General features: G+C 32.6%; 25 protein-coding genes. 5 read left to right on the top strand and 20 right to left on the bottom strand.

Annotated features, from left to right (window positions below; genetic code table 11):
- Positions 1–126: 126 nt before the first annotated feature.
- From JI750_RS08690 to JI750_RS08705, 4 genes are all read right to left on the bottom strand, one after another.
- Positions 127–2,427 carry a TonB-dependent siderophore receptor gene (locus JI750_RS08690; protein WP_202000405.1) on the bottom strand — a complete coding sequence of 767 codons (2,301 nt, stop codon included), beginning with the start codon at positions 2,425–2,427 and terminating at the stop codon, positions 127–129.
- Positions 2,428–2,662: 235 nt separating this feature from the next.
- Positions 2,663–3,388 (bottom strand): DUF4198 domain-containing protein, encoded by a 726-nt coding sequence (locus JI750_RS08695; RefSeq protein WP_202000407.1) that lies wholly within the window; start codon positions 3,386–3,388, stop codon positions 2,663–2,665.
- Positions 3,389–3,533: 145 nt separating this feature from the next.
- Positions 3,534–5,960 carry a TonB-dependent receptor gene (locus JI750_RS08700; protein WP_202000409.1) on the bottom strand — a complete coding sequence of 809 codons (2,427 nt, stop codon included), beginning with the start codon at positions 5,958–5,960 and terminating at the stop codon, positions 3,534–3,536.
- A 180-nt stretch (positions 5,961–6,140) separates the two neighbouring features.
- Positions 6,141–8,459: a TonB-dependent receptor gene (locus JI750_RS08705; protein WP_202000411.1), complete on the bottom strand. Its 2,319-nt coding sequence runs from the start codon at positions 8,457–8,459 to the stop codon at positions 6,141–6,143.
- A gap of 216 nt (positions 8,460–8,675) precedes the next feature.
- Here JI750_RS08705 and JI750_RS08710 point away from each other — a divergent pair, with 216 nt between their 5' ends.
- Positions 8,676–9,836, top strand: a complete 1,161-nt coding sequence (locus JI750_RS08710; protein WP_202000413.1) for an MFS transporter — start codon at positions 8,676–8,678, stop codon at positions 9,834–9,836.
- Between the two features lie 87 nt (positions 9,837–9,923).
- Here the strand turns inward: JI750_RS08710 and JI750_RS08715 are convergent, their stop codons facing one another.
- The 7 genes from JI750_RS08715 to JI750_RS08745 form a co-directional block, all read right to left on the bottom strand.
- Positions 9,924–10,292: a hypothetical protein gene (locus JI750_RS08715; protein ID WP_202000416.1), complete on the bottom strand. Its 369-nt coding sequence runs from the start codon at positions 10,290–10,292 to the stop codon at positions 9,924–9,926.
- The gene (locus JI750_RS08720) at positions 10,258–10,614 is read right to left on the bottom strand and encodes a DUF3592 domain-containing protein (protein WP_202000418.1); all 357 of its coding nucleotides are present in this window, start codon (positions 10,612–10,614) and stop codon (positions 10,258–10,260) included. Before JI750_RS08720 ends, JI750_RS08715 begins: the two co-directional genes overlap by 35 nt.
- A 10-nt stretch (positions 10,615–10,624) precedes the next feature.
- Positions 10,625–11,101, bottom strand: a complete 477-nt coding sequence (locus JI750_RS08725; RefSeq protein WP_202000421.1) for a DUF6265 family protein — start codon at positions 11,099–11,101, stop codon at positions 10,625–10,627.
- 238 nt (positions 11,102–11,339) lie between these two features.
- Positions 11,340–13,649, bottom strand: coding sequence for a type IA DNA topoisomerase (locus JI750_RS08730; RefSeq protein WP_202000424.1), 2,310 nt, complete (start codon positions 13,647–13,649; stop codon positions 11,340–11,342).
- 108 nt (positions 13,650–13,757) lie between these two features.
- A complete protein-coding gene (locus JI750_RS08735) occupies positions 13,758–14,252 on the bottom strand; it encodes a hypothetical protein (protein ID WP_202000427.1) in 495 nt (164 codons plus the stop codon).
- A 10-nt stretch (positions 14,253–14,262) separates the two neighbouring features.
- Complete coding sequence (locus JI750_RS08740) at positions 14,263–14,676, bottom strand: lysozyme inhibitor LprI family protein (RefSeq protein WP_202000430.1); 414 nt, start codon at positions 14,674–14,676, stop codon at positions 14,263–14,265.
- A gap of 5 nt (positions 14,677–14,681) precedes the next feature.
- On the bottom strand, positions 14,682–15,107 hold the full coding sequence (locus JI750_RS08745; RefSeq protein WP_202000433.1) for a copper resistance protein NlpE N-terminal domain-containing protein: 426 nt from the start codon (positions 15,105–15,107) through the stop codon (positions 14,682–14,684).
- A 417-nt stretch (positions 15,108–15,524) separates the two neighbouring features.
- On the opposite strand from JI750_RS08745, the gene JI750_RS08750 reads away from it, so the two are divergent.
- From JI750_RS08750 to JI750_RS08760, 3 genes are all read left to right on the top strand, one after another.
- Positions 15,525–15,896 carry a GreA/GreB family elongation factor gene (locus JI750_RS08750; protein WP_111377976.1) on the top strand — a complete coding sequence of 124 codons (372 nt, stop codon included), beginning with the start codon at positions 15,525–15,527 and terminating at the stop codon, positions 15,894–15,896.
- 185 nt (positions 15,897–16,081) lie between these two features.
- Complete coding sequence (locus JI750_RS08755; protein WP_202000436.1) at positions 16,082–17,068, top strand: hypothetical protein; 987 nt, start codon at positions 16,082–16,084, stop codon at positions 17,066–17,068.
- A gap of 107 nt (positions 17,069–17,175) precedes the next feature.
- Positions 17,176–17,967 carry a DUF5995 family protein gene (locus tag JI750_RS08760; protein ID WP_202000439.1) on the top strand — a complete coding sequence of 264 codons (792 nt, stop codon included), beginning with the start codon at positions 17,176–17,178 and terminating at the stop codon, positions 17,965–17,967.
- A 15-nt stretch (positions 17,968–17,982) separates the two neighbouring features.
- On the opposite strand, the gene JI750_RS08765 is transcribed toward JI750_RS08760, so the two are convergent.
- The 7 genes from JI750_RS08765 to JI750_RS08795 form a co-directional block, all read right to left on the bottom strand.
- Positions 17,983–18,255, bottom strand: coding sequence for a hypothetical protein (locus JI750_RS08765; RefSeq protein ID WP_202000442.1), 273 nt, complete (start codon positions 18,253–18,255; stop codon positions 17,983–17,985).
- Positions 18,256–18,276: 21 nt separating this feature from the next.
- Entirely contained in the window at positions 18,277–18,516 is a 240-nt protein-coding gene (locus JI750_RS08770) for a hypothetical protein (RefSeq protein ID WP_202000445.1), read from the bottom strand.
- A gap of 14 nt (positions 18,517–18,530) precedes the next feature.
- Entirely contained in the window at positions 18,531–19,025 is a 495-nt protein-coding gene (locus JI750_RS08775; RefSeq protein WP_202000447.1) for an SRPBCC family protein, read from the bottom strand.
- Between the two features lie 34 nt (positions 19,026–19,059).
- The gene (locus tag JI750_RS08780; RefSeq protein WP_202000449.1) at positions 19,060–19,875 is read right to left on the bottom strand and encodes a DoxX family membrane protein; all 816 of its coding nucleotides are present in this window, start codon (positions 19,873–19,875) and stop codon (positions 19,060–19,062) included.
- Positions 19,876–20,001: 126 nt separating this feature from the next.
- Positions 20,002–20,592, bottom strand: a complete 591-nt coding sequence (locus JI750_RS08785; RefSeq protein ID WP_202000451.1) for a hypothetical protein — start codon at positions 20,590–20,592, stop codon at positions 20,002–20,004.
- Positions 20,593–20,674: 82 nt separating this feature from the next.
- Positions 20,675–21,541, bottom strand: a complete 867-nt coding sequence (locus tag JI750_RS08790; protein WP_202000453.1) for a hypothetical protein — start codon at positions 21,539–21,541, stop codon at positions 20,675–20,677.
- A gap of 10 nt (positions 21,542–21,551) precedes the next feature.
- Positions 21,552–21,788: a helix-turn-helix domain-containing protein gene (locus tag JI750_RS08795; protein WP_202000456.1), complete on the bottom strand. Its 237-nt coding sequence runs from the start codon at positions 21,786–21,788 to the stop codon at positions 21,552–21,554.
- 106 nt (positions 21,789–21,894) lie between these two features.
- Between JI750_RS08795 and JI750_RS08800 the strand changes: the two genes are divergently transcribed.
- Entirely contained in the window at positions 21,895–22,230 is a 336-nt protein-coding gene (locus JI750_RS08800; protein ID WP_202000461.1) for a hypothetical protein, read from the top strand.
- 315 nt (positions 22,231–22,545) lie between these two features.
- Here the strand turns inward: JI750_RS08800 and JI750_RS08805 are convergent, their stop codons facing one another.
- Both JI750_RS08805 and JI750_RS08810 read right to left on the bottom strand, forming a co-directional pair.
- The gene (locus JI750_RS08805; protein ID WP_202000463.1) at positions 22,546–22,944 is read right to left on the bottom strand and encodes a hypothetical protein; all 399 of its coding nucleotides are present in this window, start codon (positions 22,942–22,944) and stop codon (positions 22,546–22,548) included.
- 255 nt (positions 22,945–23,199) lie between these two features.
- Positions 23,200–23,988 (bottom strand): hypothetical protein, encoded by a 789-nt coding sequence (locus JI750_RS08810; protein ID WP_202000466.1) that lies wholly within the window; start codon positions 23,986–23,988, stop codon positions 23,200–23,202.
- Between the last annotated feature and the right edge of the window lie 6 nt (positions 23,989–23,994).

Here is a 23,994-nt window from a genome sequence, read left to right on the forward strand (position 1 = left end):
TGCATTTTATCAAAAAACAAAACAAAAGTAGGTTTTGTATTACTTTTTTTGTTTAAAACAAAAATCCCAAGATTTTCAAATTAAACTGAAAATCTTGGGATAAAATCAAAACTCTAATTCAATATTTTAGAACTTGTATCGCAAGCTTGTCATAACTTGACGAGGAGCGATTGGGTTCACACTGTAGTTCTCATGAACTGTATAATTTAATGTATTTGTAATGTTTGATAATTTGCAAAGAATCGAGAATTTTTTCCAAGTATATCCAACAGATGCATCAACTGTAACATAACCTTCTAACGGAATATCACGATCTCTAATTGTTACCGTGTATGTTTTCGGATTAGTTGAAGGTTTGTTTTCTGTCCAAACATAATCATCATTCCATCCACCTAAACGGTCTCCAACGTAATTTCCGATTGCTCCAAAAGAAACATTTTTAAAGAATCCAGACTGTAAAGTATAGAAGAAACTTAAGTTAGCTGTGTTTAATGGAGTTCTTGCGACACGGTCACCTTCAACAAAACTTCCGTTTAATCCTGAAGTTTTAGTATAACGCATATCATTGTAGCTGTATCCTGCAATAATATTTAAACCATCTACAGGTCTTGCTGTAACATCAACTTCAACACCTTTACTTTTCGTTTCCCCGCTTAACATTTTAATGTTTGCATCAAAATTGTCGCTTCCATCAGCTTTTGTTGGTGCCATCTGTGCCAAATTGCTATTTGTGATTTGGTAAACAGTAACATTTGTACTTAATAAACCTTTAAAGAAATCTGTTTTTGCACCAACTTCATATTGATCAATAATAGAAGCTTCAATAGGCTGTAAATCAACAGTTGTTCCTGTGTTTGGCGTAAAAGAAGTAGAGTAGCTTCCAAATATTGAAACATCTTTTGTTGGCTGATACACTAATCCAGCTTTAGGAGAAAATGCATTATCTAAACGTTTTGGAGTAATGGTTGGAACTGCATCTTGAGGATTTCCAGCGCCAGTTTTAGTTTCTTTGTATGTGCTAACTTCAGCCTCTTGCCAAGACCATCTTATACCTGCCAATACTTTAAATTTATCCGTAATCGAAATGAAATCTTGGAAGTATACACCAAAACGATTTGTGTCTGTTTTTGTGATTTGAGTTGCTCTATCAGTTGTCGGAATATCCATTCTCTGATCTGCAGGGTCAAATGTGAATAAGTTTATAGTATCATAAAGAGTTGGACCATATACCGGTTTGCCGTCTTTCATTCCTGTAATTACATATTTTTCATCAAATGTAAAAGTATAAGCTGTTGCAAATGAGTTTTCCCAATCAACACCAGTATAGATTTGATGTTTTACAGATCCTGTATTGAAAGTTCCTTGTAAACTTAATTGGTCACCAAAAATTTGCTCTAAGTTTTTATTCTTTGTTAAACCTCTATTCCAATCTCCAGGATTTGGGTAAGTGTCTAAGCCTGATAATTGAGCAGTAGAGTAGCTTCCTCTATTAAAATTTTGGAAAGAAGAATTGAAGTTTAATTTCCAGTTTTTGTTGAAATCATGATTTAGCAATACAGAAGCACTAGAAGATTTCGTTGTACCATTTGACCAAAGCGATCCGTAGAAAGCATTACGTGGCAAGTCTAGAATTTCTTTTCCAATAATCCCAGTTCCAAAATCTGGTGTCCAGTCTGCACTTAAATAATCTCCTTGTACTGTAATTTGAGTTTTTGGATTAACAATGAAAAGCAAAGACGGATTAATGTATAAGCGTTCGTTTTTTACAACATCTCTAAAGCTTTCAGAGTTCTCGTAAGAACCGTTAATTCTAAATGCGATTGATTTATTAAGACCTCCATAGAAATCAAATGCTGGTTTGTAATAAGCATAACTTCCAAACTGCATAGAGATTTCTCCTCCGCTTTTAAATTGAGGCGTTTTAGTTACTAAGTTTAGAATTCCACCTGGGGCTACATTTCCAAATAATAAAGCAGCACTACCTTTTAAAAACTCTACCTTATCTAGACCAGAAACATCTGGAATAGAACCTGAATTGTAACGGAATCCGTTTTTAAACATATTATTTGCAGACATGTCGTAACCTCTAGAAAAGAAAGATTCCTGAGCACCACCACGAGCAGAACCAACATAAACACCATTAGCATTTTTAAGAACCTCGCTTAATCTTATAGCTTGTTGTTGCTCTATAATTTCAGAACCAATAACTTGTATACTTTGAGGATTGTCCATTGATTTTAATCCAGAGCGAACTGCTGTTACTGGTTTTGGTTCTTTAGTTTTAGTAACAACTACTTCATTTAAAATTTCACCTTTTTTGTTCTTAACTGTATCGTTAACTGAAGAAGTAGATTCGGTGCTTGAATAGTCTTGCGCATAAGAGGCAAAACTCAATAATCCTAATGCAAATAGTAAATTATATTTCATGGTATTTATTTAGATTCAATAAAAATAGATCGCCGCAAATATACAATGCCAATAATGTGTTAATGAAATTTACAGAGCGTTTTCTTACTTAAACCTTGCTTATTGTTTTCTTAAGATTTGCTTAAGAATTTTCTAATATTATTTTAATTTAGTATAAATAGCAACAAAAAAAACCTTGCCGCTGAGCAAGGTTTTAAAATTGAAATTAAACTCCTAAGAATGAAACTTTCGGATATTATTTTACTGCAATTTGGTATGTAGCCATTTTCCAGATTTCGTCGTATTTTTTTCCGTTATGTTCACCAGATGATTTGTCTGTATGAGCATATTCTACCATATAGTTTCCAGACCAGATTGGTGTAAAAGAGAATTCTCCTTTATCGTTTGTCCATAATTCTTTTTCCCATCCGTTTGGAGCAATTACCTTAATTTTTGTTTCTTTTGCGATAGCACCATCATAAGAAGCTACTCCAGTGATTTTAGTATCTTTTTTTGCAACATCTGCATTTTCTGAGAAGACAGCAATTTTGTTGGTGTTAGATGTAATATTGTTTCCTGCAGTTTTATTTCCAACGACAACATTTGCACTAGAGTTGTAATCTAGTTTCATAGTCCCGTAAACATCTTTTACTGTGTGGTGCATTACGATGGTATAAACTCCCTCTTCATCTGGTGTAAAGAAAGCTTGGTATTTATTGTCTAAAGCTTTAGACGTTAATTTAATTTCTTTTTTTGAAGGAGAAATGACAACCAAAGAGAAATCTTTTAAGTCAGAAAACCATTTGTCAGCTTTTGTAATATCGTTATCAGAGAACTCTCCAAAATAAACAGAAATTTCCTGAGCTTTTCCTTTTGTGCCAGTTGCTTTAGTTTCGATCCAAAGGGCATGGGCAAAAAGCTGAGGTGCAGCAAAAAGCATTAGAAATAAAAAGCTTAGTGTTTTTAAAGTATTTGATTTCATAAGATCAAGTTTAAATTATTAGAATGATATTTTTTACAAATATAAGTCTTATTTAGAATAATTAAAAATAAAAGACATAAAAAAAAAACCTCGAAACCAATTATATTCTCTGGATTTCGAGGCTTTTTTGTGATTTAAATTTTATTTAGAATTTGTAAGCAAAACTTGCTACAACATTTCTAGGTTTTTGCGGATTTACCGTAGACCATCCTCCGTTGAAATAATCTTTATTTGTTATATTATTTACATTTAAGCTTACGCGGAATTTACTTGTATTATAAAAAACCGATCCATTGATTACGGTATATTCAGGAAGAATAAATTTTCCTGTTACCTCGCTGTCAAGAATAGCATTATCGCTAGCATAATTCCCTCCAAAACCAAGACCGAAATTTTCCAACGAGCCTTCATCAAATTTATAAGTTGCCCAAAGATTGATTAAGTTTTTAGGACCAGCCCAAAAAGGTCTTTTGCCTTGATCTAACCAAACATTGTTTTCATCTCCTTTGGTAATTTTGCTGTCATTATAGCTATATCCAGCAATAATGCTTAGACCTTTTAATGGAGATGCATTAAGGTCAAATTCGAAACCCTTGCTTCTTGATTCGCCGCCTTGCGCACTATACATTGGGTTGCTCGTTACTAAATTGGCTACATTTATGTCATAATAACTCATTGTAGCGGTTAATTTATTTGAGAATAAGTCGGCTTTAATTCCAGCTTCTAACTGATTAGCGTGTTCTGGTTCAAAAGTTTGAGATCGGATAAAATCTCCATTAGTATCATAAATAGCAGTTGGAGCAATATTTCTGAATCCGTTCATATAATTGGCAAACACAGATAATTGATCTTTAATAGGCTGATAAACCAATCCAAATTTTGGAGATAATGCGGTTTGATTATAATTATCGTCACTCGTTTTGATATTACCTTCTGTATCAAAATAATCTACTCTTAAACTTGCCATCGCTAAAAACGTTTCAGTAATATTCAATACATCTGAAGCATAAGCACTGTAAGTTGCATCTTTAGAATTATAATTTGGACCTGCTTCTCCGGCCAATAATTGATCGACAGAAGTTTGAGACAGATTGTAAGGATTCTGGTCGTCAAGCTGTCTTACTTCGCCTTGAGCGGTAATATTGTACAATTTTCCATAACCAGAGCCTCCAAAAATCTGATTTCTAGCATAGTAATCTAAACCAACTACTAGACGATTTCTCATGTTTCCGATCTTGAAATCTCCAATAAAATTTTGCTGAATATCTGTAGTTGCAGTTTGCGAATTTTCTTTTGTAATCCAAAAACCAAAATCGCGGTTTCCATCTTCATTATCATAAATATAAGAATAATACCCTTTTGATTTTGAAGAGGTTCTTGAAAGAACCGTTTGTGATGTCCACTGCTCAGAAATCTTATAAGTCATTTGTCCTTGTAAATTGAATCTCGGATTTTTCATCGCAAGATCGTTGCTGTAAAAAGACAAATCGGTATTATAATTTAAATCGGCTAAATCTTTAAATTGTAATGGTGCATCTCTTCCTAAAAACAGCATCGAAGGCGTTGTTTTTTCTTCTGCCATAAATTCGGTATTAATAAGGAAAGATAGTTTGTCGTTTACCTTGTAAGAAAGGGAAGGAGCGACAAAAATAGAAGTGCGGAATCCTGCATCCTGAAAACTGTTTTCAGTCTGATATGCCGCATTAATTCTAAAAAGAACATCATTGTTATCGTCTAACGGAGTATTGAAATCGGCTGTCACTCTGTTTAAACCAAAACTGCCGGCAAGATATGATATTTCGCCTCCAAAACCGTTGTATGGTTTTTTGGTTACGGTATTAATTAATCCGCCATAACTTACCAAACTGCTTCCAAACAAAGTTCCAGAAGGCCCTTTAATGACCTCAATTCTTTCGATATTTGCAGGATCCAATGTTCCGCTGGTTACGCCAGGTAAACCATTTACGATATTAGCCTGAACTTCAAATCCGCGAAGGGAGTAATAAGAACCTCCATCACCGCCGCGCCCTGTAGATTCCCATAATTTTTGAATTCCAGGAACATTTTTCAAAGCGTCTTCATAATTGGTTATGGCCTGTTCTTTCATCAATTCAGATGAAACGATATTGTAAACCTGAGGATTTTCGACATTTTTAAGAGGCATTTTCGAAACATAGGTACTTTGTTTCGGGAAAGCTTTTTTGTTATTGCTAATAATAACTTCTTTCAATTGTTTATTTGAAACAGTCAACTGTAAATTGAGATTTGTTGTTTCATTAGAAGTAACATTTACCTGCTGTTCTAGCGTTTCGTATCCTGTTAATGTAACTTGTAAAGTGTAAGTGCTTGGTTTAACACGATTAAATTCAAAAGTGCCATCTTCGTTGCTGACGGTGCCGTATTTTGAATTTTTTAGGATGATATTAACTCCAACGGCAAGTTCGCCATCTGAAGTTGTTATTAATCCTTTAATTTTCCCTGAGTTTTGCTGTGCAAAAATAGTACAGCTAAAAAATAGCAATAAACAGATTTTCATAAGAAGCTGTTTATTGCTGACATTTGAATAATTCATGGTATTTCTTTTTTTTGGTTTGTTTTTTATTTAGAATAAATTAAAACAGGGCAAAAATATAAATTATAATTTCTTGAACAACGAAAGAGCGAATGTTTTTGTAAACTATAAATGCTTGATTTTTTATTCTTTAAAAGATAAAGCCATTCGTTTTCGAATGGCTTTATCTGGCGTAGAAAATTAAATTCTTATTGTTAAGTTAACTAAGAAGTTTGCAGGAGTTTGAGCCATTCCATAAGAATCCCAATACTTTGTATTTGTCAGGTTGTTAAATTTAACACCAAGTCTCCATACTGGTCTGTCATAAAATACAGTTGCACTATAAATTGAATAAGAAGGAGCATAAAAACTTTCATCTTCAAATTTATACTGTTTGTCTACATAGTTTCCTCCAAAACCAAACCCTAAATTCTTTAGTGTGTTTTGAAATTTATACGAAACCCAAAAATTGACAACATTTTCTGGTGCACCGCTAGCCTTGTTGCCTTCAATGGAAGGATCGGACGATTTAACGATACGATTGTCATTATAAGCATAACCAGCCGTTAGGTTTAAGCCGTTTATTGGATTGGCAATAAATTCAAAATCAATTCCTTTACTTACTTGTTTTCCGTCCTGAATATTATATCCATCAGGATTTGTTCTTGTAGCATTATCAATTGTAATGTTGTAGTAGCTAATTGTTGTACTTAATTTTTTATTGAATGCTTCTACTTTTACACCGCCTTCATATTGATTAGCATAAATTGGCTTTAAAATTAATATTGATCCGTCTGGCTGATTTACAGGTCCAGCATTTTGGAAGCCATTCATGTAATTTCCAAATAAGGAAACTTGTTCTTTAACCAATTCATAAACCAAACCTAATTTTGGAGACAAAGCAGTTTGGTTGTAGCCCTCTGAATCTTCGATTTTTTTCTGAACAAAATTATCCAGACGAAGACTTATCATTGCAGACAAACGATCTGTAAAACTAACTACATCTGATGCATAAACACTGAAAGTCTGTTCATTTGGAACACCAAATTGCATTTCTTTCAATTTTGGATCTACATCGCTTTTTCGAATTGGTTGGAAATCTGTCGTTACATCAATTTCATCTAATACCAGTGTTGTAGCATATTTAAATGTTCCTTTTGTAAATCTGTAATTAATACCTGCTAAGAGTTTATGTTTAATGCTTCCTGTAGAAAATTCGCCATTAATATTTTCTTGAAAATTCGTGAAGTTATTATGAATTGGCCCAAAACGCGATACCATTCTTTGAACTTCTGTTGGCGATTTCCATGAAGTGTAGTATTGATAACTATGATCGACACGTTCGTCTACTAGTGAGAACAATGTTGTAGATTTCCAGTTATCAGAAATTTTATATTCTGCTTGAGCAAATATTTTAGGAGAAGTCGTTTTAGCATCAAGATCATCTGCAAATAAACTCGTTCTGTAATCTACTTTTAGATCTGTTGGGTTGGTAAGTCCTGCTGCATAAGAGCGCCCGTAAGTAGGACGGGTATTATTGGTATTAAAAATCTCTGTGTCTAGACTCAGTGTTAATCTGTCGGTTGCTTTATAAATAATGCTTGGCGCAAATAAGACTGTTTTATTAAAGCCATAATTTAAGAAGCTATTTTCTGTATTTGCCGAAGCGTTCATTCTAAACAAAACCTTTTTGTTCTGAGTCAAAGGCATATTAAAATCTACCGCAACGCGCTGTAGTCCAAAGCTTCCTCCTGTATAAGATATCTCTGTTTTGCTAGTTTCAAAAGGTTTTTTGGTAACCAAATTTACAACCCCTCCAAAAGAAGAAACAGAAGAGCCAAACAAAGTTCCAGAAGGGCCTTTTAGCACCTCGATTCGCTCGGCATTATCAATTGAGATTGAGCTTCGTCCTGAAAGAGTTTCCATACCGTTTCGTGCGTTGACACCGGTACTGAAACCTCTAAAACTAATCTCAAGTCCGCCCGAAGGATATATTTTTGAGATTGCGCCCGTAGCATTTTGAACCGCGCTTCTTATGTCTACCGCAATTTGCTCTTGTAATAGTTCTTTGTGAATAACATTGTAAACCTGAGGATTTTCAAGGTTCTTTAGTGGCATTCTGGCAACATAATCGGTCTTTTTTGATAAATTGCTTTTTTTGCCATTTACAACCACTTCATTCAATTCCTTATTAGAAACCTTTAATTGTAAATTAGTGGTAATAGTTTCATATTCAGTAACAATTATTTCTCTTTCAAGAGTTTCATAGCCCGATAGAGATACCTGTATAATATAGGTGCTGGGTTTTACTCTGTTAAAATCAAAACTGCCATCATCATTAGAAACGGTGCCGTATTTAGTATTTTTAAGAATAATATTTACACCGGCAGCAGCATCGCCGTCTGAGGTAGTAATAGTTCCTTTAATTTTTCCGTGGTTTTGTGCAAAGGCAGATAAAAACGAAAATAAAAAACTGATAGAAAATAGAAAACGCGTAGTTTTCAAACTGAGGTAATTCATTATTATTTTAAATTGGTTTATAATTAATTTTATTTAGAATAAATAAAAACAATGCAAATGTAGAAATTAAAATAACTTTAACAATTTTATTTTTTTATCATTTAGTATTGAAATTGTTAAATGTTGATTTTATAGCAATTAATCAGAATTCTTGTTTAAAGTTGTAGTGTGATAAACTTTAAAAAGGTTTAATTTTGCAGTCTGAAAAATGACTTCATGATTTTACCATTCTTTAAAAAGATTCAAAATACGCCTCGAGGATATCGTATTGCCAATACCGTTTTTTTCTTTCTTTCTGGTTTTGGCTATTCTTCTTGGGTTTCGAGAATCCCACATATACAAGCCCAACTGAAACTCTCTGAAGCCGAATTCGGAGCTGTTTTATTTGCTTTTCCAATCGGTTTAATGTTAACAATGCCTTTTACAGGAAAACTGTTAAATAAATACAGCAGCCGTTATATCATGCTGCTTGGAGCGGTAATGTTTAATGTTGCATTGTCTTTGCCAGGTTTAGCAGCATTTGTTTGGCAGTTGGTCATCATACTTTTATTCTTCGGAGCTTCCCGTAATATTTTCAATTTATCTATAAATGCACAATCTCTTGAAGTGCAGAAACTATATCCAAAATCTATTATTACGCGTTTTCATGCGGTTTGGAGTATTGCCGTTTTCTCGGGTGCGGGATTAGGTTATGTAATGGTGACACAGAAAATTGCACCATCACATCATTTATTGGGAGTGAGTATTTTTATGTTGGCACTGACGGCTTGTTTTTACCCAATGAGTATTCACAACGAACCTGTTCCAGTAAAGAAGAAGTTCTTCTCAATGCCAGAAAAAAATCTGATAAAATTTGCCATGATCTGTTTTGTGTCAATGGCTTGCGAAAATACGATGTATGATTGGAGCGGAATTTATTTCGAAAATATCCTAAAAGCTTCTCCAAAATTAACCAGTGCCGCGTTTGTGTTTTTTGCTTCGGCGGTAACTTTAGGACGCATTTTTGGCGATTATGGCGTAATGAAATTTGGAACTAAAAAAATCCTGCTTTATAGCGGAATCTTAATCACAGCTGGTTTCGGACTTTGCTTTATTTTGCCGTATGCTTATCCTACTATTTTTGGTTACGTTTTAATCGGATTTGGAGTTTCTTGCGTAGTTCCGTTAGTTTTTAGTATTGCCGGAAGATCTTCAAAATTAAGCAGCGGTTCTGCCTTAACTTCAATATCTACAATTGGTTATTTAGGATTTTTATTGGTTCCGCCAATGGTTGGTTTTATCTCTGAATATCTAAGCATGAAATGGGCGTTTCTTATTATGGCGCTTCTAGGTATTCTGATGATTTTTATGGTGAATAAAATCGGGGAGAATGAGTGATTTTTTTAAGTTGCTATCCCGATAGCTATCGGGACTAAGATGCTGAGGTTCTAAGGTTTTTACATTTAGATCTTTTTTCTTTGAAAATTATGGATAAATATATCGCACAATTTCTCGTTTCTCACTATCATAAAAATAACCGTCATTAGAGAATTCATTGACTAAATCAATTTTATAGTTTTCATTAATATGATTAAGGATTTGCAAGAAAGAAATTAAAGTCTTTCTAGTATATCTGCAATTAATGTAAAATAGCTCTTTTTCAACCTGATTTTCTATGCAATAAAACCTAAAATCGAAAGTGGTGTTCATTGATTGTTCTATTCGATTGTATTTAAAAATAAAAGAAGTAATTCCGCTTTGAATTAAATCGATTAAAAAAGCTCGGGTTTCATTGTATTTGCTAAAGCCATTCCATAGTTCACTCCCAATGGTATTTAATTTTATGTCTGACATCAGATGGTTTTTTAGGATTGATGTATAATACTATTTTGCGATTGAAATTATAAGTTGCAAACCTTATCGGAATCTGCCCTTGATAGGTATGTTTTTCATCATTAAAAGTATATTCTATAATTGGCGCATAATACGTTTTGGATACTTCTGGATTGCTTGAGCTTCCCGTAGCATCTCGCCACCTTATCCTTTCTTCAAAGCGAATTATTTTGCTTTCAAGAGGTATAAAGGATTTTGGAATAAACGAATACTTTAAATATAGGATACCATTAACTAAAATAATAAGCCCCAAAAAAGAAAAAACAAGTATAATAAACCACATTTAGAAATAATTATTTTTTAGTCATCACAAACTTCTCAGAACTCGGTTTTCCATTCAAATTCCCAGAAATCTCTGCAGTTAAAGTATTATTTGCCCCTTTTGTATAAGTGATTTTTTGTGGATAATCGTGTTTCGGATTTTCGAAAACCAATTTTTGTTCTGTTTCAGAAGTAGAAGGGAAGAAAACCGGTTTATCGTCGTTTTGCCCTTTTACAGTTGCTTTGTAAGTAAGTGTTTCGCCTAGCTGTGCTAAAACAATAGTTTCAAAATGCAAAGTGTCTTTTCCTTTAATGAAATAAGAAGAAGCGCTGAAAGTACTGTCGTTTAACTTTTGCCAGTTTTCAGATAAAACTCCTTCTGGAGACGTATTTTCCCAGTTTCCGATTAGCCAATCGGCTTTTTTGATTTTGTCTTTTTCTACTGTTTCTTTTTTCTGGCAGGAAACTGCGGCTAATACAAGTGCTAAAAGAGTAATTTTCTGAAGCATATTTTTTTGATATTTTGGTTTGGTAATATGTTACTAAAGTATGAAATTTTTTTTAGCCACGAATTCACGAATTTTTATTTAAATGCAGTAATGATGGTTTGCGATGAATTTTACATATTTAAAATCTGTAATAATCTGCTCAAATCTGAGTGAAATAAATTAAAGCTTTCGTGGAATTCGCGACAAATAAAACATCCAGTATATCAATAAAAATTCGTGAATTCGTGGCTAAAAAAAATCAAACGCTTTCACTCAAAATAGAATAAACCAGTTCCTTAGTTGGTTTTTGGTCTTTTAATTTTGCACGAACTTCTTCAAAAGTGACTTTAAAATCACAGCCCGATTTGTATTCGGCACAGCCATAAGCCGTTTTGCCTTTTAGGATAGTTCCTTTTTTGCATTTCGGACAAGTCAAAGCATCCGAACTTTCTTTTGTTTCGGCTTTTTTATCTGTTTTCTTAGGTTCTAATTTCAGTTTGTAATTTTCCTCAAAACGAATTAAACCCTCAACAGTTCCAGAATCGGTTTTAAAGCCTTTTATATTTACCGTAGAACCTTTTTGAACCAATCTTAAATACTGGCTTTCTGTAATTTTTTTATCATGAAAAACAAAAGGCAGTACAAAATCACAACCCGATTTGTATTCGCTGCATCCAAAAGCCGATTTCCCTTTTAGTATATTTCCTTTTTGACATTTCGGACATTTTTCTGCCGAAATTCCAGAAGCTTTCTTTTTCTCTTTTTCTGCTTTTACGGTTGGTTTCTGGATTGTTGCAGCATGCGAAATATTGGCATGTTTGGTTTCGCTTCGAACTTCATATACCAAAGCTTCCACCATGCGCTTCATGTTTCTGATAAACGCAGCAGCAGTAAAAGTTCCCTTTTCAATATCTTTTAATTGCTTTTCCCAAGTTCCCGTAAGCTCAGCCGATTTCACCAATTCATTCTGAATCGTATCAATCAATTGAATTCCTGTTAAAGTTGGTAGAACCTGTTTTTTATTTCGAACAATGTACTGGCGCTTAAAAAGCGTCTCAATAATATTTGCACGAGTTGATGGACGTCCGATTCCGTTTTCTTTCATTAATTCGCGTAAATCTTCATCGTCAACCTGTTTTCCTGCGGTTTCCATGGCACGCAATAAAGTCGCTTCTGTAAACTGATTGGGTGGTTTAGTTTCTTTTTGAAGAAAAGAAGGTTCATGCGGACCTTTTTCGCCAACAGTAAAACTCGGCAATAAATCGGGTTCTTTTTCTTTTGCATTTGGATCTTCAAAAACAACGCGGAAACCTTTTTTCAAGATTTCTTTTCCCGTCGCTTTAAAAGTCACATCCGCAGCTTTTCCGATTACGGTTGTGTTGGCAACCAAACAATCATCATAAAAAACGGCGATAAAACGTCTCGTAATAATATCGTAGACCTGTTGTTGATTGAACGGCAGATTGTTCTGAACTCCCGTTGGAATAATCGCGTGGTGATCGGTTACTTTTTTGTCGTTGAAAACCTTTGGCGATTTCTTGATTTTTTTCCCTAAAAGAGGCTGAGTTAATTCGACATAATTGGTTAATTTCTGCAGAATTCCAGGCACTTTCGGATAAATATCCCCAGGTAAAAAAGTCGTGTCTACTCTGGGATAGGTAATGACTTTCTGTTCGTATAAAGTCTGTGCAATTTTCAGCGTTTCTTCTGCCGAAAATCCGAATTTCTGATTGCAATATACCTGTAAACCTGTTAAGTCAAAAAGCTTTGGAGCGTATTCGTTTCCATTCTTTTTATCTACAGAAACAATTTCGAAATCACTTTCTTTAACTTTCGCGGCTATAATTTCTCCGTCTTCTTTCTTTAGAAAACGGCCTTCTTCATAACTAAAAAGCGTTTCTCTGTACAAAGTCTGCAATTCCCAATAGGGCTGAGGTTTAAAGTTTTCGATTTCTCTAAAACGATCTACAACCATTGCCAGTGTTGGCGTTTGCACACGGCCGATAGATAAAACCTGTTTGTAGCCCCCATGTTTTACGGTGTACAAACGCGTTGCATTCATTCCTAAAAGCCAATCTCCAATGGCTCTAGAAAATCCGGCGTAGAATAAATTATCATAATTAGAAGAGGGTTTTAGGTTTTCGAACCCTTCTTTAATAGCTTCTGTGGTAAGAGATGAAATCCACAAACGCTGAATTTCGCCTTTGTAATGCGCTTCGTTCATCACCCAGCGTTGAATGAGTTCTCCTTCTTGTCCAGCATCCCCGCAGTTAATGACAACATCTGCTTTTTCGAAAAGGCTTTTAATGATTTTAAACTGTTTCTGGATTCCCGAATTCTGAACGACTTTGGTTTCAAATTTTTCAGGAAGCATTGGCAGATTGTTCAAATCCCAGCTTTTCCAGTGCGGTTTATAATCGTTGGGTTCTTTTAAGGTGCATAAATGCCCAAAAGTGTAGGTGACAGCATAACCATTACCTTCGTAATAGCCATCGTGCTTGGTATTGGCACCTAAAACAGATGCAATTTCACGTGCTACACTTGGTTTCTCAGCAATACAGACCTTCATTTTTTCCTTTTCTTATTGAAAGAGCGAAAATAGGGATTTTATGGGAAAGGGACAAAAGCTCTAAGATTCTAAGTTGTTCTTGTAAAATCGAAAAATGATTTTAGAAGATTATAAATATCCTATAAGTTTTGCAATTGAACAAATTATAAGTGCCAGGCCGACAATAGCAACGAGGTTAAGAAAAAAGGTATAAGTTTTGCCTTTTATAATGAAATTTTCAGGACAATCTGCACTGTAAAGTATTTTTATTTTTTTATTTATATTTTCCTCATACGAACGAAATTTATCTACGTCTGATGAGGAATGAATAAGAGGAATTCCTTTAAAAAACTTTCCGTCAGAAGTTTGAAACTCAATTATGGGAGTTTTATGCCCCTCCTCATCGGAGTCGTAAGCAACGATTCTTCCAAAAATTTCGATTCCTGTTTTGTCAATGTCATTTAAAAAATTAAGAGCTAAGATTGATATTAATAAGAATAAAACACCTAATAGCAATAAAAAATAGAATATTTCATAAAACATCAAAAATGCACTCACGAAAAAGAAAACGGTAGAAAAGATTGGAGTATATTTTTTTAAAACAATTATAAGAGAATGATTCATTTCTATATTTTTAATATTCTAACATTTTGTAATATATCTCCAATTCGACTGCTCTTGCTTTTACAATTTCTTTCTTTTTGTTTTTTGCAACAGGATACCACATGGTTCCTTGCTTTACTTCGTAAAAGTATTTCGAAATAAAGCCATATTCTTTATCTCGATAAACAAGCCATTGCTTTTGAGATTCCTTCAAAGTTTCAAAAGCTTCTTTTGGGAGTTTCGTTTTTAGTAAATTGTAATATTTGTTCAATTCTTTGTCCCAAGATTCACGAGCTTGTATGGTGCAATTGCACATGTCGGCATTAGAAATATTGTCTTTATTAAGACATTTTGATTCTAAAACATCAATTGGATTCTCTTTTTTGGTTTGTGAAAATGTAGCAATTGATAGAAGAAGAAAAATCAAAACTAATATTTTTTTCATTTCATTTATACTTTAAAAATATCAATTCTTCTCATCCATAAGATTTCCGATTCTAAAAATTGAAGCTTGGTCTTCACTATTTTATCGCTTTTATCTCTCGGATTTTTAGTTATAAATCTCGCTGTAGAATGGCTAAAATCTAATGTATATTTTTGGTCTAAATCTGTTTTTTTATCAGAAGAAAAAGAAATCAGATTGTCTTTTTCGCTCCATTTTCCTTTTCCGTATTTATTGCTTTCTTGCGGAGTTCCTCCTTGTATGTTAGAATACGAATGAAACTCAAATGTTCCGTCTTGATTTAAAGTCAGTTTATATTCAATTTTATGATTTTCGGAAGAAAGCGAACGAGTGTAATCGCCAGCAAACTGATTAGACTGTGCAAACAAATTTAATTTTAAAATTAAAAGTAATGTGGTGATTATTAGTTTCATTTATTTTTCGGATAGTTTAAGAGTTTTTTCAAAAATAAATGGTTTAAAATCAAAATCCTTACGTAAAACCATATTGGTAAAGTTATAATTTTTTTATTGTCAGAAATAAGCTTATCTTGCTAAAAATATTACAATTAATACCATAATGGTCACTGCAAATTTTTATTTAGTAAATAGCTGTCTAATGTGCTTAATGTGCACATTGCTGTATTTGCATGACGATACTTTCTTGAAAAGCTCAAAAGAGTTTATTCCTTTTGCCCTGTCACAACTCTAGGCAGGGGATATTTTACCATTTAATTTTTATTATTTAATCTCATTTATTCAGGATATGATATCGTTGAATATGCCGCTTTGCGTGCTATTCACTGTAGAGTTGTGTCATATCTTAGAAAAAATGAAACACACAAGAAAGTCATGTCACAAAATATAATTTTAACCACAGGAACATACGATTTAATTAAAGATCACGTAAGAAGAAAAAAAGTAACTGTTCAGGAAGAAGAACTTTTATTAGGCCAGCTAAAACATGCCACGCAGGTATTGCGTAAAAATCTGCCTGAAGATGTAGTTTCTATAGATCGAAAAGTTACATATAAAGACCACAGTAATAACGAAGAAAAAACAATTCTTCTTGTTGGTCCAGAAAAAGCAAAAGTGAGTAAAAACAAAATTTCGGTTCTTTCAGATGAAGGAATTGCAATGGTAGGCTACAAAGAAGGCGATATTATTGAATGGCCTGCTAAAAAAGGAAATCTAAAATTAGAAATTTTAAAAGTAGAAGAATAGGTACAATCCCGTTTCGTTTTAAGTTTAGTAACAATCCCAAAAGAGTTTTCTTTTGGGATTTTTTTATAAAATTAGTTTTGCCAAAAACAGACTCAAATGTGTTAAATGTTAAATAAATTTTGTAATTATATTTTTATATTTTTGACGGCACAACCACCAATCCCAATTAACAAACTAACCCTTCTATGAACAACTTTATCTCAAAGGCAAATTTGCCTAAAATTTACAATACTACTGCCTTAATAGCATTTATATATGCTGGTTTAATGTTTATTTTTTCTGTTTACAAAGACTTCTTTTATGTCGACCAAACTTGGCTTCATGGTCTTACAGCCAACGGATTTTCTGTTTTCAGCAATTTAATCTGGATGGGTCTTCTTTTTATGCTTAAAGTTTTTTTGAATAAAACACTCCAATATAAAAAGGCAAATTCGTTGATAAATGGTTCTCTAATCTTTTTAGGAATAGGAGTTTATTCTGTAGGGGTAGTTTTCTTTAAGTTGCTAAAAATTTATTTTTCTTCGGACGATCTTAATGCAATGCTTTCTTTTGGAGCAAGTTCTATTTCGAGTGCCATACTGCTAATGTTATCGAGTGTAGTGCTAATCGTAATTGATATTATTTTAGGAAACCGTCTTAGAAAAATTGATATTGTTTTGAAAGATTATTTTAAAATATTAGGTTTTTCCTTTATCGTTTACGGTATAATTTCGGCGCTTATAATGGCAAAAGTCATTAACAGCGATATTGTTGCGTTTTTGCCAAAAATAGTTTTGGTTGCAGTTTTCGGATATATTTTAAAAGAAGTTTCTAAAATGAATCCTGCAGATTTACCTTCTGAGCCTGAACCTAAAATTGCGGTTAATTATTCTCCTGCTAAAACTTTCTCGGAAAATAAAGCTGAAAAAGTAGAGAAAATAAACGTTTCAGATAGAAAGAAAGAAATCGCTGTTCAGGAAACAATTCCAAGTTTTGATATCAACGAACTTGAAAATAAAGAGGAAATACTTTCTTATTTTGAAAATCTCTCAAACGATGAAAAAAATAGACTGGGAGTAGTAGTTGCAAAAAACTATAATCAGGATTTGACGGCCGATCAGACAAAGAATCTTATTTTGCATTATATCGTAGAGAAAAAACTATACGATCATAATCGATTTGCACCGAAATAAGCCGTTTTTCGTTTTGATTTTCAATATAGACAGTTGATAAAATCCGTTCAATGAACGGTTAAAATAACTAAATTCGTTCTTCTCAATTTAATCATAACCAATTATAAATGAGTATGAAACAAGCTGAAACTATAGACGAAGTAATTCTGTTATTGGATCAGATAATAGAAAAGTCAAAAATAGACCAGAGCAATTTAGGTTTGTTTGCTATTCTGTATCGCGAAGTTACGGTAAGAGTAAAAGAAGGCATTCTGTTCGGTTCTTTTCAGAATGGCGAACGAATGGAAAAACTCGATGTTATTTTTGCCAATCGATACTTGAAAGCGTATTATCAATATCAAGCCAAAGAAAAACCGTCTGAATGCTGGGCATTTGCTTTTGAACAAGCCGAAAATTTCTGGCCAATAGTTTTACAGCATTTGCTTCTTGGAATTAACGCACATATTAATCTCGATTTAGGAATTGCTTCGGCAGAAGTCTCTACAGTAGAAGATATCGAGGATTTAAAAGCCGATTTTGATAAGATAAACTTCATTTTGAGCAATCTCGTTGGCGGTGTCGAAAAATGCCTCATCAAAATTTGGCCAACGCTTACGTGGATATTAAAATTTACGGGCAAAGTAGACAACTTCTTTATAGATTTCAGTATGGAAACGGCAAGAAACGGCGCATGGAAATTTGCGAACGAATTTGTAGCTGTTCCAGAAAACGAAAGAGAAGTCTGCACGCAATTAAGAGACAAAAGAATAACCGAAATTGCCCGATTGGTTTCGAATCCGGGATATTTTGTGAGCGCCGTTTTCAAATTCATTCGTTTATTTGAGAGAGGAACTGTTGCTCAAAAAATAATCGATATGCAGATTATGGAAGAGAAAAATATGGAATGCGTTGTGGCGTGATTTTGGAAAAATACATTATTTCATTCCAGTTTCCAGATAATCTTCAAAACCTCCGTTGTATATTTTTTCTACCCATTTTTTAAAATCTGTAGTGTTTTCAATGATATATGTTTTAGCATATTCTTTGCCAAGATTTTCAATGATTTTGATTGTTTCTCCGTTTTTAATTCTTTCGTTTATTCTATGAAGATTATTTGCGCAGAATTTAAAAACCGACAAAGTATCGTATTCGCTAGAATTATTGAGATATAAAATCTCTTCTTCTGTATTGTAAAAATTATATCCCATTTTAAATGAATGGTTTTTGAATTAGGTATTAAAGATAATGAGCAACATTACAAAACCGCCTAAGAAAAGAACTCCAATCATATGATTTCGATTACTGTTATCATCTTTTTTCTGGTTACTTCCGCTTGGTGACCAGAAACTTGAAAATGTTCTGAAATCATTGTCATTGGAAAGAGTCCATAAATTGTAACCAAGAAATCTCGCTGAAGCTCCTAAAAACTCCAGAATAATACGACCCGCTATTATCTGTTCAAGATCCATTTTAAGCGATCTAGTTAATTATTAATCATAGGATTCAGATTCTCATCTTTATTTCTCAAATCCAATCCGCCTTCGTAAACCGATTTTAGATTGGTCAAATAAAAATGCCAACCGTTGGAACAGCCCAGTCTAATATATTGTTTCGAATTATCATCTGTTGGAATGTTATGATGACGAAGTTCTACAATCGTGTAACCATTTGTTTCGCTCAATTTTATATCTACCAGACACGCTCCTTCAAAGGTAAACTGCAATTGGTCTTTTCCGTTGGCAGAAATGATTTTTCCTTTCATAGCATCATCATACAAATACCAAAGCCATTCATAAGTATTTCCTTCCGAAACATTTTGGTCTTTGCCGATTGGTTCTAGATTTGCATCAAAAAAAGATACTTTTTCTAGAAACCATTTTTCCAATTCATTCGCAATTGTCCAAGCGTTGTAAATGTCGCTGAGTTGCGCTTTAACAGCTATTTTTTTGGTGAAAGAAGTCCAGTCGAAGTTTTCCATGGGTTAATTTTTAGTTTAGTTTTTCTAAATTATTTCAGCTTGCTAAAACCTGTTTTTTAGAATCATTTGTTAATGCAATTACCAATGCGATTCCGCAGAAAAGTAAAGCGATAATAGCGCGTACAATTTCATTTCCGCCACCTACAGTTGGGTTTGCAACAGCATCTTGAATATGGAAGAAAAGTACAAAAAGTAAAAGCATTAAAGCCAAAAGAAGCGAAATAGGTTTTATCCAAAGCTTAAAAATAATCGAAATGCCCGAACAAATAAGCGCCACGCCTACAAAATAAGTCCAAAACATAGTTCCTGGCAACCATTTCGGAACCATTGTAGACACAAACTCAGCAAAAAGAAAATGGCTTAAACCAAACAAAAGCATTAAAAACGAATAGAAAATTCGCCCAACAGGGATAAGTTTTTCTAGAAATTTGTCGAATTTACTTTCGCTTTTGTCCGCGCTATAGGAACCTGCCAATACAAACGCTCCGCCGCTATACGTGAGTTCCTCAATAGCATTGATCCAGATTTGTGTAGCGTTGGTTTTATCGGTATTAAAAACAAAAATAAACGGAAGATGAGAAACTATAAAAGCGGTAAGAAAAGCAAAACCCAAATAAAGACACACTTTTTTGGTATCGATAAATTTAATGGTAACGATTCCCGAAATAATAATTCCTGCCAATATTAAAACGATTCCGGTAAGGATAGAAAAAACAGAATATTGATGCGCCCAAGCGGGAAAAGGAGATAAAATTTCAGATCGAAAATCTTTGATAATAAGCTGATGTACTCCCAGAGCAATGATGCCAATACCGTAAAATAAACGGCCGATTTTGATAAGTCCTTTCATTAATAGTGGTTTTAGATAGTAAATTTATTTTTGGTGTTGATCAAATATATAAATTTATTACTAAAATACTGATTTAATGGATGGAAGGTTTGTTTCTGATGAGTTTATCTTTTTTGCTAGCGCGAGCTATTTTTCAGAATCCAATTGCACTTTTAGAAGTTTCAATAGCTTTTCGACTTTAGTTAAATATTTGGTTTCAGCCATCATTGGAATTTTTTTACCATTTACATCATGATAATGATTTAATTCATTAAGGTTTTTAAGTGTTTTAGGGAATGGTTGAATTTGAATTGTTCCAGCTCCAAATATTTCATTTATAGCTTGATCTATTTCAGAATCTATTATGTAGCAAGTTTGAATTAAACCAATAGTTTCAAATATTTCTTTTTGATAAATAGAAGTATCTCTCATCAAGTTGGCTGCTCTGTCAAATTCTTTATTAGATTGATCTAAATCTTTTTCGTCGGAAAGTAAATTAAATTTTGCATAGAAATACTCTGCTGAAAATCGTGTTCCTAAATGGAAAATTATTGATTGAGTCCAAATATATTTGTAAGCGAGCAAACGAGAGTACGCAATTCTTCTATTATCATATTTCTTTTGATTTTTAAAAAGTTTAAAGGAATTGTGATATGAAAGTATACTTCCAATAATGACTGCTAATAATGTAAACAATGAAGTAAATACGGCTTTCAGTATATCAGTGTTAAATTCCATGTTATTTTTTTATTTAGAAAACTATCTTTTTGTGTTGATGTTAACGTTTTGATGTTTTGAGACTTTCACGCTAGCAGGTGGTCTATTTTATTCTTTCAATTTGTTTTTTTGTTAAAAGTGTAGCTTTACTAATTACATTAATATCGACGCCCAGTTCTAAAAGATTATGTGCAATTTGTTTGATAGTTAGCTTATTTGCGGATTGATTATAATAACTTGAACCATATTGAACGAAAATTTGATCAACAGTTATTACCTTTAAATTTGCAATTTCTGCAATTTGTTCAACCGCTTTTATTGTATTTATATCTGATAAATTTTCTAATCCAAATTCATAATCTAAAACTTCTTTAACTCGTTGGTCAGGTTTTATTGTATCAATTCCAAATACCATTCGTAAATGTTGAAAAGTTGCAATTGCAATATTTGGCAGAGAGCCAATAGGATCAGTTTTATAATTAATTAAGTCGGTTTTTGTTCCCCATTCGTTTATTAAAACAAAGTCATCAGTAATTAAAGGATTTTCTTTTTTTAGTTGATCGATGCTTTTTAGAATATTTTTGAGAGTTTTATACTTCTTCTCATCCTTGTGTCCCCAAAAGTTGTAAAAGTCATTTTGAGTTAAATTAGCCATTAGCTCTTTGAGTTGTGTAAAATTCTTTAAATCGGGATAAGATTCTTCAATTCTTTTAATATTTGGTTCCACAACTTTATTATAGTTTCTATTTGCTGAAAGAACAATATCAATTAATCCAATAGCAGGCTTTTCTTTCGATTTAGCCGAAAAGCCAATTGTTGATTTTTGAGACGATTTTATAATTGGAATTGCGCCAAAAGACGAAAATCCATGCCCCGTTTTGGTTAGGTTTTTACTTCCTAATTCGTTTAGTTTTCTTAAAATTTCTTCTTTAGAAATGTAATGTAGAATATGAAAGTCTTTTTTACTCATTTATATTTATCTATAAATCCTTAATCAATTCACTTGGGTGAATTTTTAAAGCTTGTGCAATCTTAAACAAAGTGCTTACTTTCATTTCTTGCGAACCTTTAATATATTTTCTTAAATTTTCTACATCCATTTCAGCATCATGAGCAACTTCTCTTGGTTTCAAATCATTGCTGTTAATCACATCTTTTATCTTATTTCCAAGTTCTTTTACCACTTTTGGAATTTCGCTTTTTCTTTCTCTTTTCATAGAAATGAAATTACAAGTAATAGATTGTTTTGATATGATTGTTGAAAATCGATTGTTTTCAACCGAAATTTTATATATTTGTTTAAAATTGTAAAATAAATCTTATATGAAAATAAAAATGCAAAATGAAGAAAGAGCCGAAGAATTGTTAGAATTAATAAGTAAAGGAAGCTACTTCAGCAAACTAAAACCAGAGCCTAAAGAAATTAACTCGTACACAATACCGCTAAAAGTATCTTCTTATAACGAATTAAATCTAATGGTTTCAGATTTGCTAAAAGCAAGTATTATTTTGCTTAATCCAGATGCAAACGGTTTGTCGAGTTTTACAAAAGACAATAATGTCAATGTTATGACTCTGCTTGAAATTGCCTTGCAGTTATTGCCAGAAGATGAAATGGAGTTGTTGGATGATTTGTGTAGAGTTTCCCTAGAACGCTAGTTTGATTTGTTTTTTGTCATAGAATGCGTAGCGTTTCAGTTGAAGATTTCGTGGAGTGGGGGAATTATCAAAAAAAACCTCGAAAGTACATTCGAGGTTTTGGTTTATGAATAAATATATCCTAACTTTTTTTGATTCTTTTGTAAAAATAAATAACACTTCCAACTATCAAAAGAATAAGTATCGGGTAAAAATAGTTCACAACATAATATGTGTCACCAATATTTAAATTAAAATAGTAATCGGAGAAGTAAAAAAAAACAAAAAGTATTGTGCCAATTGTTAAGAACACTAAAAATTTATTTTTCATTTTTTTTATTCAATTTCAAAACTTGATTTTACTTGAATATAACTCTTCTTGCCATCGTTACTTTTAACTAAAACAATAGTGTAATCTTTGAGGTAATCCCAAAGCTCATAATCCCTTAATTTTATCTTTTTGTTTTCATTATAGAATTTAGACGACCTAATAAATTCTTTAAGATTAATTTCTTTTGATTTAGTATTACAAATATTTATCTTTTGAACTTCAGTAAAGTAAAAGCCACCAATACGGGTACCACTCCCATCTTTTATATGATAATAATTTGGATTCTCAGGATATATGGTAATATAATTACTATCATAAGCAAACAAAAGTGTATCTTTTACTTTTTCCTGAGCTCCTATAAAGCACGGGAATAAAGACAAAATAATAAGTATAGCACTTTTCATATTGTTTATTTTTTATTGCATGGGCTTGTTTTGGAGAATCTCAAGAGCCTTTATATATGCTTTTTTGCATATGGTAATTCATTCCAAGCTTTTACATCGCTATCTCTCTCTCGGTCTCAAGGCTCTCGCTCGTACACTCAATGTTGGAAATCAATAGACCATTGTCTAGAAGATAATTATCGTAAATGAGCTTCTGAATTCAAAATGTACGTTTACGAGCGAGGCATTCGTTGCAGTAAGCATATTGTTAAAATGTTAATCATAAACTGCCTCGCCAACATTTACTTTAATGAGCTCACGTTCATCTGTTTTAACAAAGTAGACAACATAATTGCCAAGGAAATTGACTAAACTGGTTTCATACAATTTTTGCTTTCTATCTTTATTATAAAATCTAGAGGACTCAACAAATTCTTTAAAATTAATTAACTTGTTTATTGCAGAACCTTTTTGTATGTCTTGTTTTTCAAAAAATAGATGTTGTTTGTCATTGCTATCTTTAATTAAATACCATTTGGGGTTAACTTTTGATTGATAGACATATTCATTATCGAGTTTAAAATAAAGCGTATCTTTTATTTTATTTTGAACGACATTCCAATCTTTATCACGTCTTGGATAATAAGAAGTATAGCTTAACTTTCGAGGTCTAATAAATTCATCTCCATTTACAAAAAAAATAGTATATTTATTAGTCAGAGAATCTTGAAGTTTGTTATCATCGACAATCTGGTTATACTTTCCATCAAAATAAAACTTTCTATTTTCAATATATTCTTTAATTGACAGGATTTTTTTAGGTTTTAAATTTTTTATTAAATAACCATCTCCAATAAAGAATATGTTGCCATTAGTTTTCGTGCGCTTCATATATTCATCCGTAGCTTTAATCCACTCAGAATAAGTTTCGTTACCCATATTTGCAGTAATTGTAGGCGAAATAGTGTAATATTTATCTACACTAAAATAAAGCGTATCTTTTTTTTGAGCAAATATTGTACTCACAAAAAAGAAATAGAATAGAGGTAGGGCATATATTTTCACATTAAA

It is taken from the genome of Flavobacterium tagetis (assembly GCF_016735615.1).
In the GTDB taxonomy this organism is placed as follows: Bacteria; Bacteroidota; Bacteroidia; order Flavobacteriales; family Flavobacteriaceae; genus Flavobacterium; species Flavobacterium tagetis.

Excerpts from the sequence above, each read along its gene's own strand:
- JI750_RS08690 (WP_202000405.1), bottom strand. The coding sequence starts at position 2,427 with ATGAAATATAATTTACTATTTGCATTAGGATTATTGAGTTTTGCCTCT.
- JI750_RS08695 (WP_202000407.1), bottom strand. The coding sequence starts at position 3,388 with ATGAAATCAAATACTTTAAAAACACTAAGCTTTTTATTTCTAATGCTT.
- JI750_RS08700 (WP_202000409.1), bottom strand. The coding sequence starts at position 5,960 with ATGAATTATTCAAATGTCAGCAATAAACAGCTTCTTATGAAAATCTGT.
- JI750_RS08705 (WP_202000411.1), bottom strand. The coding sequence starts at position 8,459 with ATGAATTACCTCAGTTTGAAAACTACGCGTTTTCTATTTTCTATCAGT.
- JI750_RS08710 (WP_202000413.1), top strand. The coding sequence starts at position 8,676 with ATGATTTTACCATTCTTTAAAAAGATTCAAAATACGCCTCGAGGATAT.
- JI750_RS08715 (WP_202000416.1), bottom strand. The coding sequence starts at position 10,292 with ATGTCAGACATAAAATTAAATACCATTGGGAGTGAACTATGGAATGGC.
- JI750_RS08720 (WP_202000418.1), bottom strand. The coding sequence starts at position 10,614 with ATGTGGTTTATTATACTTGTTTTTTCTTTTTTGGGGCTTATTATTTTA.
- JI750_RS08725 (WP_202000421.1), bottom strand. The coding sequence starts at position 11,101 with ATGCTTCAGAAAATTACTCTTTTAGCACTTGTATTAGCCGCAGTTTCC.
- JI750_RS08730 (WP_202000424.1), bottom strand. The coding sequence starts at position 13,649 with ATGAAGGTCTGTATTGCTGAGAAACCAAGTGTAGCACGTGAAATTGCA.
- JI750_RS08735 (WP_202000427.1), bottom strand. The coding sequence starts at position 14,252 with ATGAATCATTCTCTTATAATTGTTTTAAAAAAATATACTCCAATCTTT.
- JI750_RS08740 (WP_202000430.1), bottom strand. The coding sequence starts at position 14,676 with ATGAAAAAAATATTAGTTTTGATTTTTCTTCTTCTATCAATTGCTACA.
- JI750_RS08745 (WP_202000433.1), bottom strand. The coding sequence starts at position 15,107 with ATGAAACTAATAATCACCACATTACTTTTAATTTTAAAATTAAATTTG.
- JI750_RS08750 (WP_111377976.1), top strand. The coding sequence starts at position 15,525 with ATGTCACAAAATATAATTTTAACCACAGGAACATACGATTTAATTAAA.
- JI750_RS08755 (WP_202000436.1), top strand. The coding sequence starts at position 16,082 with ATGAACAACTTTATCTCAAAGGCAAATTTGCCTAAAATTTACAATACT.
- JI750_RS08760 (WP_202000439.1), top strand. The coding sequence starts at position 17,176 with ATGAGTATGAAACAAGCTGAAACTATAGACGAAGTAATTCTGTTATTG.
- JI750_RS08765 (WP_202000442.1), bottom strand. The coding sequence starts at position 18,255 with ATGGGATATAATTTTTACAATACAGAAGAAGAGATTTTATATCTCAAT.
- JI750_RS08770 (WP_202000445.1), bottom strand. The coding sequence starts at position 18,516 with ATGGATCTTGAACAGATAATAGCGGGTCGTATTATTCTGGAGTTTTTA.
- JI750_RS08775 (WP_202000447.1), bottom strand. The coding sequence starts at position 19,025 with ATGGAAAACTTCGACTGGACTTCTTTCACCAAAAAAATAGCTGTTAAA.
- JI750_RS08780 (WP_202000449.1), bottom strand. The coding sequence starts at position 19,875 with ATGAAAGGACTTATCAAAATCGGCCGTTTATTTTACGGTATTGGCATC.
- JI750_RS08785 (WP_202000451.1), bottom strand. The coding sequence starts at position 20,592 with ATGGAATTTAACACTGATATACTGAAAGCCGTATTTACTTCATTGTTT.
- JI750_RS08790 (WP_202000453.1), bottom strand. The coding sequence starts at position 21,541 with ATGAGTAAAAAAGACTTTCATATTCTACATTACATTTCTAAAGAAGAA.
- JI750_RS08795 (WP_202000456.1), bottom strand. The coding sequence starts at position 21,788 with ATGAAAAGAGAAAGAAAAAGCGAAATTCCAAAAGTGGTAAAAGAACTT.
- JI750_RS08800 (WP_202000461.1), top strand. The coding sequence starts at position 21,895 with ATGAAAATAAAAATGCAAAATGAAGAAAGAGCCGAAGAATTGTTAGAA.
- JI750_RS08805 (WP_202000463.1), bottom strand. The coding sequence starts at position 22,944 with ATGAAAAGTGCTATACTTATTATTTTGTCTTTATTCCCGTGCTTTATA.